A 15238-nucleotide genomic window follows, 5' to 3' on the forward strand; every position below is an offset into this window, starting at 1 on the left:
CTGCAGATCAGGCCGGTGGGGCGGGCGGCTGCTCGGCGAGGACCCGGCGTACGACGCGCTCGAGGAGCGTCTCCAACGCGGCGGGGTCGAGCACCGCCGCCTTGGCCGCTTCGGCCGCGGCCTGAGCCGCCCGGGCGGAGTCAGCCGCCCTCCGCGCGTCCGCCGCGATCGCGTTGACCGCCATGCCGAGCTTGTTCGGCTCGTTCGGGTTGGTCGCATGGTTGTCGATGGTCTCCCGCATGGCGAGCAGGCCCTCGATCCGCCACATGAGCACGCGGGCGTCGCCGTCGTCGCGGAACGACATGATGAGCTCCTTTGCCTTACGCAGGTGACGCGGGACGTCGGCCGGGGTGAAGACGTACTCGAAGTGCATCGGGTCGGGCTTGGTGGAATACCAGCCGCCCCAGTAGAACCCGCAGTTCCACCACATCGGAATGACGCCGACCGGCAGATTCGACTTGAACGGCTTCTGGAACGGGTTGTCGTTCCAGTTCAGATCGACCGCCAGCCCCCACGAGTGATTGCTTGGCTTGTCGCTGTTGCGGATGCTGCGGCAGTTGTATCCGCCCGTGTCGTGCGCCTTGAGCCGGTAGTGGTGCATCGCCACCGTCGCGTTGAGCAGCAATGCCACGAGTTCTGCGAGCTCCCGGCGTACGTTGACCTTCACTCCGCCGGCCCGGACCTCGACGATCTTGCTCGTCTGACAGTGCGGCCACCCGGATCCCCAGCCGTTCTCCTGCGCGCGATCGAGACTCACCCCGTGCGGCCGCTTCATGTACGCGTCACGCCGGGGCATCGGTCTCGGCCGCCTCTCCCGCCGGGGCCTCGGGGTCCTCGTCCACGTCGTCGGGGCCGCCGTCGCCGGGCACCCCGCGCCCGATGGCCGCGATCTCGAAGTCCTCATCCGTGGGTATCCGGTTGCCCTGCCAGTTCAGCCCGTCGTTCAGGCTGTCGACCGGCTGACAGGAGACCTCCTCGATGACCTCGTCCGGCGCGAATTCGCGTACGCTCCACGCCGTCTCCCAGACCGGAATGCCCTCGGCCACGGCCGGCTCCTCTCACCCACCCGCCTTCGTCACCGGCGTCCGCTCAGCGTGCGGCAATTGGGGGCGCGCCGATGTCGGCCAGCCGACCTCGACCGGGCGACACCGGGGCGACAGCGTCAGAGAAGTTCCAGCGGATCGAGCTGAACCCGGACGGGGTCGGCCGACTTCCGGGCGCTCCGCGTTCCCGCGGCAGCGTGCAGCGCATGGGCCAGCGCGGCCGCCTCCGATCGGCGTACGCGCAGCAGCAGGCGCTCGGAGCCCTCCCCGATCTCCAGCGGACCCAGCTGTTCGGTGCCGGGCGGCAGATCGGCCGTCTCGGTGAGCTCGGCGACGGCGGGCGGTGCTCCGGTCAGCGACGCCATCCGGGCGGCGGGCGGGAACCCGAGCGCGCGCCGATCGGCGAGTTCTCGTTCGGCGAGCCAGGCGGCGTCCCAGCGCAGCAACGCCTGGACGGGCACCAACGAGCCGTCGGCCACCACGACGACTTTGCCGCCCTTGCCGGCCGGGACGGCGAGCGCGGCCGCTGCCATCCAGCGCCGTAACGCCTCCTCGGCGGCCCGTAGGTCGGCTCTGGTCAGCAGCGCCCAGGTGTCCAGCAGCAGCACCGCGCCGTAGCCGGGTCCGTCCACCACCGGTTCGGCCCCGGGTGTGGCGAGGACCAGCGACGCCTCCGCCGGAACGGTCGCCAGCACCGACTCGCCGCCGGAGGTGCGTACGGGGATGTCGGGGAACGCCCGGCCGATCTCCTCCGCCGTACGCCGGACGCCCGTCACCGCAGCGCGTAGCCGTCGCGCGCCGCAGCGAGGGCAGGTGTAGTCGGCGGCCGGGCGGGCGCACCAGCGGCACACCGGCGGACCGGCGTTGCCCGGCAGGGCCAGCGGGCCGGAGCAGCGGGAGCAGCGGGCCCGTTCGCGGCACTCCTGGCAGGCCACGGAGGGCACATAACCGCGCCGGGGCACCTGGATCAGCACCGGCGCGCCGGCCCGCATGGCCTCGCGGGCGGCCTCCCAGGCCACGCTCGGCAGCCGGGCGGCGACCGCGCCCGGGTCCCGGGCCAGCTGACGGTCGTCGGCGGTGACGATCCGGGGTGACAGCACCCGCAACGTCTCCCGCGACGGGGTGATCTCCTTCGCCCATCCGGTCTCGACGAGCAACTGCCCCTCCGCCGTACGCGCGAAGCCGCCGACGAGGGCGGCACAGCCGGACAGCTGCGCCCGGCTCAGCAGCACCTGGCGCGCGTGCGGATAAGGCGACCGGGGTTCGGCGTGCAGGTCGTCGCCGTCGTCCCAGATGACGACCAGGCCCAGGTCGCGTACGGGGGCGAAGGCGGCCGCCCGGGTCCCGATGACCACCTGAACTTCGCCCCGGCTCGCGCGCAGGAAGCGTTTGTACCGTTCGGCCGGTCCCAGCGCCGCCGACAGGGCCACGTGCCGGTCGTTCCCACCGAGGGCCGCCGTCAGCGCGGCGTCGAGCCGATCCAAGTCCCGATAGTCGGCGACGATCACCACCGCGCCCCGGCCGCCGGCCAGCGTGTCGGCCACCGCGGCGGCGATCCGGTCGGGCCAGCGCTCACCGGGCAACGCCGACCAGACGGCGCGCGGCGACTTGCCGTCGGCCAGCGCCCGGAGGAACGCCTGCCCGGCGGTGTAGTGGCCCCAGCCCCGCGAGATCTCGGCCTTCACCGGCGGCGAAGGGGTCTTGGGCGGCGCTTTCTCGGCGGCGGCATGCCGGGGCGGCACCGCCAGCCGGAGGACGTCGATCAGGCTGCCCGCGTACCGATCGGCGATGTCCCGGGCGAGCTGGACGATCTCCGGGCGCAGCACCGGCTCCGGCGAGACCACCTTCTCCAGGTACGCGAGCTTCCGGTCCAGTTCGGTGTGCTCGACCCGGTCGAGCAGCCAGCCGTCGACGAGCTGGCCGGAGAACCGGACCTTGACCCGGGTCCCCGGTTGTGCCGACGCGTCGAGGTCGGCCGGGACCAGATAGTCGAACGGCCGGTCGAGGTGCGGCAGCGGCACGTCGACGCAGACGCGAGCGACCGGCAACCCTTCGGCGGGCTGCCGGTCGCTGCGTTTGGTCTTGCTCGTCACGACACCTGGTTTACCAGGTGGCTACGACGAAGGAGGTCACGCCCCCGCCGCGGACTTCAGGTCGGCGACCCGGTCGGTCCGCTCCCAGCTCAGCTCGGGCAGCTCGCGGCCGAAGTGACCGTACGCCGCGGTCTGCTGGTAGATCGGGCGCAGCAGCTCCAGGTCGCGGATGATGGCGGCCGGACGCAGGTCGAAGACCTCGTTGAGGGCCTTCTCGATCCGGTCGACCGGGACGACCTCGGTGCCGAACGTCTCGACGAACAGGCTCACCGGGTGCGCCTTGCCGATGGCGTACGCCACCTGCACCTCGCACCGCTCGGCCAGCCCGGCCGCCACGACGTTCTTGGCGACCCAGCGCATCGCGTACGCCGCCGAACGGTCCACCTTGGACGGGTCCTTGCCGGAGAACGCGCCGCCGCCGTGGCGGGCGTAGCCGCCGTAGGTGTCGACGATGATCTTCCGGCCGGTGAGGCCGGCGTCGCCCATCGGGCCGCCGATCTCGAAGCGGCCGGTCGGGTTGACCAGCAGGCGGTAGCCCTCGGTGTCCAGGCCCAGGCTGTCGAGCTCCGGCGCGATGACGTGCTCGCGGACGTCTGGAGTCAGCAGCGACTCGAGCGAGATGTCCGGGGCGTGCTGCGAGGACACGACGACGGTGTGCAGCCGGACCGGCTTGAGCCCGTCGTACTCGATGGTGACCTGAGTCTTGCCGTCCGGGCGCAGGTACGGGATCACCCCGTCCTTGCGGGCCGCCGCGAGCCGCCGGGCGAGCCGGTGGGCGAGCGCGATCGGCAGCGGCATCAGCTCGGGCGTCTCCGAGCAGGCGAAGCCGAACATCATGCCCTGGTCGCCGGCGCCCTGCGAGTCCAGCAGATCGTGGCCGCCCTCACGCTGCTCCAGCGCCGAGTCGACGCCCTGCGCGATGTCCGGCGACTGCGACCCGATCGAGACGCTGACGCCGCAGGACGCGCCGTCGAAGCCCTTCTTCGAGGAGTCGTAGCCGATGCCCAGGATGGTCTCGCGCACGATCGTCGGAATGTCGGCGTACGCCTTGGTAGTCACCTCACCCGCGACGTGCACCTGGCCCGTCGTGATCAGGGTTTCGACGGCGACCCGGCTCCGCGGGTCCTGCGTCAGCAGCGCGTCGAGGATGCCATCGCTGATCTGGTCGGCGATCTTGTCGGGGTGACCCTCCGTGACCGATTCGGAGGTGAAGAGACGGCGTGCCACAGTGCTCCCTCAACGGTCCGCTTGCCTACGGCAAGGTGTTCAACGAATGCAAGTTATCGCGGCAGTCTAGTCAACCAGCGCGTACGCGAATCAGCCGACCGGCCGAGTGTTCACAATTCGGACTTCATCCGTCCGTCTTCGCAGACCAGCGGGTCAGGACGAGGTCCCAGACGGCGTCGGCGACATCCTCCTTGGGACGCCGCCCGAGCGCTGTCGTGGATCCGTCCGCCCCGAGCACGACGACGTCGTTGTCGTCCGCCCCGAAGACCTTGTCCGCGCCGACCTCGTTGACCACGATGAGGTCGGCCCGCTTCTTGACGAGCTTGGCCGCGCCGTTGTCCAACGCGTCGTTCGTCTCCGCGGCGAACGCCACCAGCACCTGGCCGGGCCGCTTCGCCGCACCCGCCTCGGCGGCGATGTCGGGGTTGGTGACCAGCTCCAGGGTGGGCGCCGAACCGTCGGCCGCCTTCTTGATCTTCTGTTCCGCGTACTGAGCGGGACGGAAGTCGGCAGGCGCGGCGGCGAACACCATCGCGTCGGCGATCCCGGACGCCGCGAGCACGGCATCGCGCAACTCGGCGGTGCTGCCCACCCGGACCAGCTCCACCCCGGCCGGGGTCGGCAGCGCCACGTTGGCCGCGATCAGCGTGACCTTCGCGCCGCGGGCGACGGCGGCCGTGGCGAACGCGTACCCCTGCTTGCCGGACGAACGGTTGCCGAGGAAGCGGACCGGGTCGAGCGGTTCCCGGGTGCCGCCCGCGGTGACCACGACGTGCCGTCCGGCCAGGTCGGCCCCGGTACGCCCCGCGAGCACCCGCCGCGCGACGGCGAAGATCTCGGCCGGGTCGGGCAGCCGGCCCTTGCCGGAGTCGGCGCCGGTGAGACGGCCGACGGCGGGCTCGATCACGATCGCCCCACGGCGTCGCAGCGTCGCGACGTTGTCGGCGGTGGCCGGGTGCTCCCACATCTCCGTATGCATGGCCGGCGCGAACACGACCGGGCAGCGGGCGGTGAGCAATGTGGACGTCAGCAGGTCGTCGGCGAGCCCGTGGGCCGCCTTCGCGAGCAGATCGGCGGTCGCCGGGGCGACCAGCACGAGATCGGCCGTCTGCCCGAGCCGCACGTGCGGCACCTCGGGGACGTCGGTGAAGACTCCGGTCGCGACCGGGTGGCCGGACAGAGCCTCCCAGGTCGGCGAGCCGACGAACCGCAGAGCGGCCTCGGTCGGCACGACCCGGACTTCGTGACCCGACTCGGTGAGCAGGCGCAGCAGCTCACACGCCTTGTACGCGGCGATGCCGCCGCTGACGCCGAGGACGACCCTGCTCACCGTCGGGCTCTGTTCTGCCGGATTGCGGTCCGCCGGATCAGGCGGTCTCGCCGGTCGGCTCGGCGACGAGGAGGCCGGCGTTGATCTCGCGCATGGCGATGGACAGCGCCTTCTCCTGCGGGGTGGTCTCCACCAGCGGGCCGACGTACTCCAGCAGGCCCTCGCCGAGCTGCGAGTAGTACGCGTTGATCTGCCGGGCGCGCTTCGCCGCGAAGATGACCAGCGCGTACTTCGAGGTGGTCTTCTCCAGCAGCTCGTCGATGGGCGGGTTGGTGATGCCCTCTGGGTTGGCGACGGTTGCGGCCACTTTCACGTCCCTAGAAAAACTGTCTGATTTGTCAGCCGTGCGCCCGGATCGGCGCGAGCTGTCGTGAACCGAGTAATCCTAGCAACTCGTCGGCAGCGCGTTCGACCGAGTCGTTGACGACGGTGACGTCGAACTCCTTCTGCGAAGCGAGCTCCTCGTCGGCGTGCAGCAGCCGGCGGCGGATCGTCTCCTCGTCCTCGGTGCCCCGGCCGCGGAGCCGCCGGTGCAGTTCCTCGACGCTCGGCGGGGCCAGGAAGACGAGCTGAGCCTCGGGCATGACCGCCCGGACCTGGCGCGCGCCCTGGATGTCGATCTTCAGGAGCACCGGGATGCCCTGGTCGAGCCGGGCCTCGACGCCCGCGCGCGGCGTGCCGTAGAGGTTGCCCGCGAACTCGGCCCACTCCAGCAGCTGCCCGGACGCCTCCAGATGGCGGAACTGGGCCCGGTTCACGAAGTGGTAGTGGATGCCGTCGACCTCGCCGTCGCGCATCTTCCGGGTGGTCGCCGAGACGGAGAACCACACCCACGGGGCGCGTGGCTTGATCCACTCGATCACGCTGTCCTTGCCGACCCCGGACGGGCCGGACAGCACGGTGAGGCGGGCCGGCGGTCGGGATACGTCGGTCACTTCTTCTCCTCGCCAGATGGCTGAACGGGCAGCGTCGTTGAGTCCCTTTCTACCCAACGCTACTGATCTTGTCGCGTTACCCCGGCACAGATCACGTCACAGATCACAGCTTCGCCGGCTGGACGGCCGCCGGGCACGCACAAGGCCGCCGCCCGCGAACGGGCGGCGGCCTTGGGTCTCACTGTGCTCAGTTGCCGGAGAACTCGGCGAGCAGAGCCTTGCGCTGCTGCTCACCGAGACCGCGCAGACGGCGGGAGTCGGCGATCTTCAGCTTCTCCATGATCTGCGTGGCGCGGATCTTGCCGATGCCGGGCAGCGACTGCAGCACCGCCGACACCTTCAGCTTGCCGACGACGTCGTCGGCCTCAGCGCGGCTGAGCACCGCGTCCAGCGTGGTCTGACCCTTCTTGAGCTGTTCCTTCAGCTCGGCCCGGGCCTTGCGAATCTCAGCGGCCTTCTCGAGCGCGGCAGCGCGCTGCTCGGGGCTCAGTGTGGGGAGCGGCACCAGTTCTCCTCAGGTCCCACGCGGCGGTCGAGGGGTCGACCCACCGCTCGTTCGTTGGTCTGCACGTCCGCCCCGGGTGGGACGGACGACGTTTTGCCTGTGCCTGGGTCACGTGTCACCTACGGTGACGCCTGTGGTTTCCAGTCGCGGGGAAAACTAGCGGTCAGAGCCGCTTTCGGCAACGTCACCACGCATGATCACAAAATGGTTACGCCGTGAGTGGCGTCACGGGTCACCCGTGCAACACGCTGCGGCAGGCGCTGAGCGACCGCTCAGTAGCGTCGATCAGCCCTTTCACCGTCGGACCGGCCGCGAGTACCTCACGGGAGTACGAGGGAAGGACGGCGTCGATGGAGTCGCCGAAGATTTCGCGGAGTCCGGCGGGGTCGCCACCCTGTGCGCCGAGCCCCGGAACGAGGAACGGGCCGTTGGTCCGCGACAGGTCCGCGCCGGTCCGCCCGACCGTCGCCCCGACCACCGCGCCGATGCTGCCCAGCGGCTGCGCACCCGCGTTGACCTGCGAAATCTCGTCCAGCATCAGCTGAGCGACGGTACGCCCATCGGCCGTCCGGGCCTGCTGGACCTGCGATCCTTCGGGGTTCGATGTAAGGGCCAGGACGAATACCCCACCACCGTGCAAGGCGGCCGAGTCGAGCGCCGGGCGCAGCGATCCGAATCCGAGGAACGGGCTGACGGTGATCGCATCTACATAGATTGGACTCGATGGATTCAAGTACGCGTCGGCGTACGCGGCCATCGTCGAACCGATATCACCGCGTTTCGCGTCCAGCAAGACAAGGGCTCCGGCATCCCTCAACTGTCGGATAGTTGACTCAAGAATGGCCATGCCACGCGAGCCGAACCGCTCGAAGAAAGCAGCCTGCGGTTTAAAGACAGCCACCCGTTCGGCCAGGGCCTCTACCACCGTTTGGGTGAACCGTTCGAGACCGTTCACGTCGTCACTCAGGCCCCACGCGGCCAGCAGCGAAGCATGGGGATCGATGCCGACGCACAGCGGGCCGCGCTTGGCCAGGGCTTGGTGCAGACGAGAGCCGAAAGGTTCCATCAGGTGCGCTCCGAATCACGAGGAAATCACGGCAAAATCAGGACAAAGTCAGAACGATTGCTGTGCGAAGGCTGAATGAGAAGCCGCCGCAGCGGCCGTCATCGCACCGGTGACCAGCGCGAGGTCCGCGTCGGAGGTCACGTACGGCGGCATGGTGTAGATCAGATCGCGGAAGGGACGCAGCCACACGCCGTTCGCCACGGCAGCCGCCGTCGCCGGAACCATCGCAACGTCGTGATCCAACTGGATCACCCCGATGGCCCCGAGCACCCGCACGTCGCGTACGCCGGGCAGGTCCCGGGCACCGGCCAGGCCGGCCTCCAGAGCTGCGGAGACACGGCGTACCTCGGCGGACCAGTCGGCCGACAGCAGCAGACCCAGCGAGGCGTTCGCGACGGCGCAGGCGAGCGGATTGCCCATGAAGGTGGGCCCGTGTGCCAGCACCGGCACCTCCCCACGGGAGATTCCCTCGGCCACCTCCGGCGTACACAAAGCGGCCGCCAGCGTCAGGTAGCCGCCGGTGAGCGCCTTGCCCACGCACATGATGTCCGGGGTCACGTCCGCGTGGTCGGCGGCGAACAACCGGCCGGTACGCCCGAAGCCGGTCGCGATCTCGTCGAAGATGAGCAGCACCCCGAACTCGTCGGCCAGCTCCCGCAGCACCCGCAGGTACGCCGGATGGTGCCACCGCATCCCGCCGGCCCCCTGGACCAGCGGTTCGACGATGATCGCCGCGACCTCGTCGGCCGATGCGATCAGGGCGGACCGTAGCTCGTGCACGTAGGACTGCTCGAACGTCTCCGGGGGCAGGCCGGCGAACACCTGCCGGGGCAGCACGTCGCCCCAGAGGCTGTGCATACCGCCCTCGGGGTCGCAGACGCTCATCGGGTGGAACGTGTCGCCGTGGTAGCCCCCGCGCCAGGTCAGCAGACGGCGTTTGGCCGGATGGCCCAGCGACCGCCAGTACTGCAACGCCATCTTGATGCCGACCTCGACGCTGATCGAGCCGGAGTCGGCGAGGAACACGTGCTCCAGCCCCGGCGGCGTGATCTCGACGAGGGTCTGTGCCAGGCGTACGGCGGGTTCGTGGGTGAGCCCGCCGAACATCACATGGCTCATCCGGCCCGCCTGCTCGGCCAGGGCGGCGTCCAGCACCGGGTGCCGGTAGCCGTGGATCGCCGACCACCAGCTCGACATGCCGTCCACCAGCTCACGGCCGTCGGCCAGGGTCAGGCGTACGCCCGACGCCGACCGCACGACGAGCGGCTCCACCCGCCCTGGGACGGAGCTGTACGGATGCCAGACGTGCCGGCGGTCCAGCCGGAGGAGGGCCTCAGCGTCCATGAGCCGCCGTTGCGACCGCCCGGACCAGGCCCGGACCGTGGAAGATGAAGCCGGTGTAGAGCTGGACCAGGCTGGCCCCGGCGTCGAAGAGCCGGGTCGCGTCGTCGGCCGACATGACCCCGCCCACCCCGATGATCGGCAGCTTGCCGCCGGTCTCGGTATGCACGAAGGACACCACCTTGCGGGCCCGCTCGGTCAGCGGCTTGCCGGACAGCCCGCCCGTCTCCGCCGCCAGCCGGGCGTCGGCCGGGGCGAGCCCGTCCCGGCCCAGCGTCGTGTTCGTCGCGATCAGCCCGGCGACTCCCCGATCGGCGCAGACCTGCAAGACCTCGCCGATCGCGGTGTCGCTCAGGTCGGGCGCGATCTTCACCAGCACCGGCGTGCCCTGCGCCTCGCGTACGAGGGCGGTCAGGAGCTCGTCCAGATGCCCCTTGTCCTGCAGTTCCCGCAAACCCGGCGTGTTCGGCGACGACACGTTGACCGCCAGATAATCGGCGTACGCCCGCAGCAGCTGGAGGCTGTAGACGTAGTCGTCGACCGCCTCCTCCAGTGGCGTGATCTTCGACTTGCCCAGGCTGATGCCGAGCGGGGCGCGCAGCCCCAGCGGACCGGCCAGGGCGGGCAGGTCGCCCGGCGTACGGGTGCGGATCAGGGTCGCCGGGGTGTCCGGGACGTTCGGCCGACGGGCGGGCTCGCCCAGCAACGCCGTCAGCCGCCCGGCCAGCGCCATCGCGCCTTCGTTGTTGAAGCCCATCCGGTTGACGACGGCTTCGCTGTCTTGCCCCCGGAACAGCCGGGGCTTGTCGTTGCCCGGCTGCGCCTTCGCCGTCACCGTGCCGACCTCGACGAACCCGAAGCCCAGGGCCGGCCAGGCCGGCAGCGCGACCCCGTTCTTGTCCATCCCGGCGGCCAGGCCGACCGGGTTCGGGAAGTCCACCCCGAACACCCGGGTCGGCGCGGCGACCGCATACCGGCGGCGCAGCGACTCCAGCACCCGGTGCCGCCCGGTCATGCCGGCCAGCCGGTGGAGGGTCGCCTCATGGGCCGCCTCGGCGTCGCCTCCGCCGATCCGGAACAGCGCCGGGCGTACGAACGACTCGAAGAAGCTCACAGCTCGGCTCCCAACTCCGGACGAAGTGACAGATGCAGCTCCTGCAGTGGGCGTACCCTCATGTCTCCGGCGATGAGCGCCTCGATGCCCATCACCGCCGCCGCGGCCCCGGGAACCGTCGTGATGCACGGAATGTCGGCCGCGACCGCGGCCGACCGGATCTCGTAGCCGTCGGACCGCGCGCTGGCCCCCGAGCCTTGCGGAGTGTTGATCACGAGCTTGACCTCGCCCGCGCCGATGAGCGAGAGGGCGTCGCGCTGGTCGCCGGCGTAGTGCTTGCCGACCACCTCGCAGCTGATGCCGTGCCGCCGCAGCACCTCGCCGGTGCCCTCGGTCGCGATGATCTCAAAGCCGAGGTCGGCCAGCCGCTTGACCGGGAAGATCATGGCGCGCTTGTCGCGGTTGGCGACGCTGACGAAGATCTTGCCGGTGGTCGGCAGCGACCCGTACGCCGCGGCCTGCGACTTCGCGAACGCCTGGCCGAAGGCGGTGTCGATGCCCATGACCTCGCCGGTGGACTTCATCTCCGGGCCGAGCAGCGAGTCGACGCCCTTGCCGGCCGGGGTGCGGAACCGCTTGAACGGCAGCACCGCCTCCTTGACCGCGATCGGGGCGTGCTCGGGCAGCTGACCGCCATCACCGGTGGCCTGGAGCATGCCCTCGGCCCGCAGGTCGGCGATGGTCGCGCCGAGCATGATCCGGGCGGCCGCCTTGGCCAGCGGGACCGCCGTCGCCTTGGAGACGAACGGCACCGTACGCGACGCGCGCGGGTTGGCCTCGAGCACGTAGAGGGCGTCGTCCTTGAGGGCGTACTGCACGTTGAGCAGCCCCCGTACGCCGACCCCGCGGGCGATCTTCTCGGTGAAGTCGCGGACGACCTTCAGGTGCGAGGCGCCCAGCGTGATCGGCGGCAACGCGCACGAGGAGTCACCACTGTGGATGCCGGCCTCTTCGATGTGCTCCATGACGCCGCCGATGTAGACCTCGCCGTCGGCGTCGCAGAGCGCGTCCACGTCGATCTCGATGGCGTCGTCGAGGAACCGGTCCACCAGCACCGGGTGCTCCGGCGAGATGTCGGTCGCCCGGCCGATGTAGTCCCGCAGCGTGTCGTCGTCGTAGACGATCTCCATGCCGCGCCCGCCGAGCACGTACGACGGCCGCACCAGGACGGGGTAGCCCACCTCGTCGGCGATCTTCTTGGCGTCCTCGAAGGACGTCGCGGTGCCGTGCGCGGGAGCGCGCAGGCCCGCCCGGGCCAGCACCGCACCGAACGCGCCCCGCTCCTCGGCGAGGTGGATCGACTCGGGACTGGTCCCGACGATCGGTACGCCGGCCGCCTTGAGCCGCTTGGCCAGGCCGAGCGGCGTCTGCCCGCCGAGCTGCACGATCACACCGACGACGCCGGGCCCGCCCTCGGCGGTTCCCGAGGTGTTCTCGGCGTGCCAGACCTCCAGGACATCCTCGAAGGTCAGCGGCTCGAAGTAGAGGCGGTCGGCGGTGTCGTAGTCGGTCGAGACCGTCTCCGGGTTGCAGTTGACCATGACGGTCTCGAACCCGGCCTGGCGCAGCGCCATGACGGCGTGCACGCACGAGTAGTCGAACTCGATGCCCTGGCCGATCCGGTTCGGCCCGGAGCCGAGGATGAGCACCTTCGGGCGGTCGCTCGGGGCGACCTCCGTCTCCTCGTCATAGCTTGAGTAGTGGTACGGCGTCTTCGCCGCGAACTCGGCCGCACAGGTGTCCACCGTCTTGTAGACGGGGCGCAGCCCGAGCCGGTGACGCAGCGTGCGTACGCCGTCCTCGCCGGCAAGCTCCGGACGCAGGGCGGCCAGCTGCCGGTCGGACAACCCGGCGCGCTTGGCCCGCCGCAGCAGGGCCTCGTCCAGCACCGCCGCGCTCTCCACCTCTTCCCGCAGCTTGATCAGCGATGCGATCTGCGTGAGGAACCACGGGTCCACTCCCCCGCTGGCCTCGTGGGCCTGCTCGATCGTCGCGCCCAGGCGCAGCGCCGCCTCGATCGTGTAGAGCCGCCCGTCGTGTGGGATCTTCAGCGCCGCCAGCGCTTCCTCCGCCGTGGCGAACTGATCCTTGACGGTCCAGAAGCCCGCCTGCTTGGTCTCCATGGACCGCATCGCCTTGCCGAGCGCCTCGGTGAAGTTGCGGCCCAGGCTCATCGCCTCGCCGACGGACTTCATCGTGGTGGTGAGCTCGGGGTCGGCCCCGGGGAACTTCTCGAAGGCGAACCGCGGGATCTTCACGACCACGTAGTCCAGCGAGGGCTCGAACGCGGCCGGGGTCTGAAGGGTGATGTCGTTGGGGATCTCGTCGAGGGTGTAGCCGATGGCCAGCTTCGCCGCGATCTTCGCGATCGGGAAGCCGGTCGCCTTCGACGCCAGCGCCGACGACCGCGACACTCGCGGGTTCATCTCGATGACGACGATCCGGCCGTTCTCGGGATTGATCGCGAACTGGATGTTGCAGCCGCCGGTGTCCACGCCGACTTCCCGCAGCACCGCGATGCCGAGATCCCGCATGACCTGGTACTCACGGTCGGTGAGCGTCATCGCTGGGGCCACCGTCACCGAGTCTCCGGTGTGGACGCCCATCGGGTCGAGGTTCTCGATGGAGCAGACGACCACGACGTTGTCGTGCTTGTCGCGCATCAGCTCCAGCTCGAACTCCTTCCAGCCGAGCACGCTCTCCTCGATGAGGACCTCGTGCACCGGGGAAGCGGTCAGCCCGCTCCCGGCGATGCGCTCGAGGTCCTCGTCGCTGTGCGCCATGCCCGAGCCGAGGCCGCCCATGGTGAAGCTCGGCCGGATGACCACCGGCAGACCCAAGTCGGCGGCGGTCTCGCGGACTTCGTCCATCGAATGGCAGACCCGCGAACGCGGGACGTCGCCGCCCGCTCGCGCCACGATCTCCTTGAACAGCTGGCGGTCCTCACCGCGCCGGATGGCGTCGATGTTCGCCCCGATCAGCTCTACCTTGTACTTCTCCAGCACGCCCGCCTCGTGCAGGGCCACCGCCGTGTTCAGCGCGGTCTGCCCGCCCAGCGTCGGCAGGATCGCGTCCGGGCGCTCCCGCTCGATCACCTTCGCGACGAAGTCCGGCGTGATGGGCTCGACGTAGGTCGCGTCCGCGAACTCGGGGTCGGTCATGATCGTCGCGGGGTTCGAGTTCACCAGCGAGACGCGGATGCCCTCCGCCCGCAGGACGCGGCAGGCCTGCGTACCGGAGTAGTCGAACTCGCAGGCCTGGCCGATGACGATCGGACCGGAGCCGATGACCAGGATGTGCTTCAGGTCTTCGCGCTTCGGCATCAGTTGGCCCCTTCGATCAGCTGCTTGAAGCGGTCGAACAAGTAGTCGGCGTCATGCGTGCCGGCCGCCGCTTCGGGGTGGTACTGGACGGTGAAGGCGGGCACGTCCAGCGCCCGCAGCCCCTCGACCACGTTGTCGTTCAGGCAGACATGAGATACCTCGACCCGGCCGAACTCGGTGTCCACCACCCGATCCAGCGGCGCGTCGACCGCAAAGCCATGGTTGTGGCTGGTCACCTCGACCTTGCCGGTGGTGCGATCCATCACCGGCTGGTTGACGCCCCGGTGGCCGTACCCCAGCTTGTAGGTGCCGAAGCCGAGCGCGCGGCCGAGGATCTGGCTGCCGAAGCAGATGCCGAACAGCGGAATCCGGCGGCGCATGACCTCCTGGGCCAGGGCCACGGGGTGGTCGGCGGTCGCGGGATCGCCCGGCCCCGGCGAGAAGAACACCGCGTCCGGCTGCACCGCCAGCAGGTCCTCCAGTGACGAGGTCGCCGGCAGGATGTGGGTGGTCACGCCGCGCGCGGCCAAGCGCCGCGCCACGTTGCGCTTGATGCCCAGGTCCAGCGCCGCGACGGTGAAGAGCCGCTCGCCTTCGGCGTCCACCTGGTACGCCTGACGGGTGCTGACTTCGTTCGAGAGATCTGCCCCGACCATCTGCGGGCTGCTGCGTACCTTCGTCAGCAGTGAGTCGGCGTCGAGGTCCACACTGGACACGCCGACCCGCATCGCGCCGCGGTCGCGCAGGTGCCTGGTCAGCGCCCGGGTGTCGATTCCGGCGATGCCGACGATCCCCTCCGCCTTGAGCCGGTCCTCCAGCTCGCCGGTGGAGCGCCAGTTCGACGCCTCCCGAGACGGGTCCCGCACGACGTAACCGGCGACCCAGATGCGGTCGGATTCGTCGTCCTCATCGTTTACGCCGGTGTTGCCGATGTGCGGCGCGGTCTGCACGACGACCTGGCGGTGGTACGACGGGTCGGTCAGCGTCTCCTGGTAACCGGTCATCGCCGTGCTGAACACGGCCTCGCCGAAGGTCTCCCCGACGGCGCCGAACGCCTCGCCACGGAAGGTCCGGCCATCCTCAAGTACCAGAATGGCTTCACTCATGCTGCTGCCTTCCCGTCGAGAGCGGTGCGCTTACCCCGCAGGAAGGTCGCGATCACCTTGCCGGGCAGCTCCATCCCCGCGTACGGGGTGTTGGCGCTGAGGCTGGCGAGCGCGGCCGGATCGACGGTGAACCGGGCCTGCGGATCGATCAAAGT

The 15238-nt window shown here is 70.2% G+C and carries 13 protein-coding genes and 1 pseudogene; all 14 read right to left on the reverse strand.

The features are described from left to right. Window positions 1-7 precede the first annotated feature (7 nt). A complete protein-coding gene (locus HOV77_RS25780) occupies window positions 8-775 on the reverse strand; it encodes a M15 family metallopeptidase (RefSeq protein ID WP_290865989.1) in 768 nt (255 codons plus the stop codon). Between the two features lie 7 nt (window positions 776-782). After that, complete coding sequence (locus HOV77_RS25785) at window positions 783-1046, reverse strand: hypothetical protein (protein WP_290865991.1); 264 nt, start codon at window positions 1044-1046, stop codon at window positions 783-785. Between the two features lie 116 nt (window positions 1047-1162). Beyond that, window positions 1163-3091 (reverse strand): primosomal protein N', encoded by a 1929-nt coding sequence (locus HOV77_RS25790; RefSeq protein WP_290866013.1) that lies wholly within the window; start codon window positions 3089-3091, stop codon window positions 1163-1165. 81 nt (window positions 3092-3172) lie between these two features. Further along, the gene (gene metK / locus HOV77_RS25795; RefSeq protein WP_290865993.1) at window positions 3173-4363 is read right to left on the reverse strand and encodes a methionine adenosyltransferase; all 1191 of its coding nucleotides are present in this window, start codon (window positions 4361-4363) and stop codon (window positions 3173-3175) included. 124 nt (window positions 4364-4487) lie between these two features. Further along, a complete protein-coding gene (gene coaBC / locus HOV77_RS25800) occupies window positions 4488-5693 on the reverse strand; it encodes a bifunctional phosphopantothenoylcysteine decarboxylase/phosphopantothenate--cysteine ligase CoaBC (protein WP_290865995.1) in 1206 nt (401 codons plus the stop codon). Between the two features lie 37 nt (window positions 5694-5730). Then, the gene (gene rpoZ, locus HOV77_RS25805) at window positions 5731-6000 is read right to left on the reverse strand and encodes a DNA-directed RNA polymerase subunit omega (protein ID WP_290865997.1); all 270 of its coding nucleotides are present in this window, start codon (window positions 5998-6000) and stop codon (window positions 5731-5733) included. 31 nt (window positions 6001-6031) lie between these two features. Next, complete coding sequence (gene gmk, locus HOV77_RS25810; RefSeq protein ID WP_253762239.1) at window positions 6032-6628, reverse strand: guanylate kinase; 597 nt, start codon at window positions 6626-6628, stop codon at window positions 6032-6034. A 187-nt stretch (window positions 6629-6815) separates the two neighbouring features. Next, window positions 6816-7133 carry an integration host factor, actinobacterial type gene (mihF, locus tag HOV77_RS25815; RefSeq protein WP_253762238.1) on the reverse strand — a complete coding sequence of 106 codons (318 nt, stop codon included), beginning with the start codon at window positions 7131-7133 and terminating at the stop codon, window positions 6816-6818. A gap of 232 nt (window positions 7134-7365) precedes the next feature. Beyond that, window positions 7366-8199 carry an orotidine-5'-phosphate decarboxylase gene (gene pyrF / locus HOV77_RS25820; RefSeq protein WP_290866001.1) on the reverse strand — a complete coding sequence of 278 codons (834 nt, stop codon included), beginning with the start codon at window positions 8197-8199 and terminating at the stop codon, window positions 7366-7368. 48 nt (window positions 8200-8247) lie between these two features. Further along, entirely contained in the window at window positions 8248-9543 is a 1296-nt protein-coding gene (locus HOV77_RS25825) for an adenosylmethionine--8-amino-7-oxononanoate transaminase (RefSeq protein ID WP_290866003.1), read from the reverse strand. Further along, window positions 9533-10654, reverse strand: a complete 1122-nt coding sequence (locus tag HOV77_RS25830; RefSeq protein WP_290866005.1) for a quinone-dependent dihydroorotate dehydrogenase — start codon at window positions 10652-10654, stop codon at window positions 9533-9535. Before HOV77_RS25830 ends, HOV77_RS25825 begins: the two co-directional genes overlap by 11 nt. Then, window positions 10651-13977, reverse strand: coding sequence for a carbamoyl-phosphate synthase large subunit (carB, locus tag HOV77_RS25835; protein WP_290866007.1), 3327 nt, complete (start codon window positions 13975-13977; stop codon window positions 10651-10653). Before carB ends, HOV77_RS25830 begins: the two co-directional genes overlap by 4 nt. Continuing rightward, window positions 13977-15083, reverse strand: a complete 1107-nt coding sequence (gene carA / locus HOV77_RS25840) for a glutamine-hydrolyzing carbamoyl-phosphate synthase small subunit (protein ID WP_290866009.1) — start codon at window positions 15081-15083, stop codon at window positions 13977-13979. The genes carB and carA overlap by 1 nt, the downstream gene beginning before the upstream one ends. Beyond that, window positions 15080-15238, reverse strand: a pseudogene (locus HOV77_RS25845) (dihydroorotase); the annotation flags it as partial. The gene carA and the pseudogene HOV77_RS25845, both read right to left, overlap by 4 nt.

The sequence above is a fragment of the Hamadaea sp. genome (genome assembly GCF_013362815.1).
In the GTDB taxonomy this organism is placed as follows: Bacteria; Actinomycetota; Actinomycetes; order Mycobacteriales; family Micromonosporaceae; genus Hamadaea.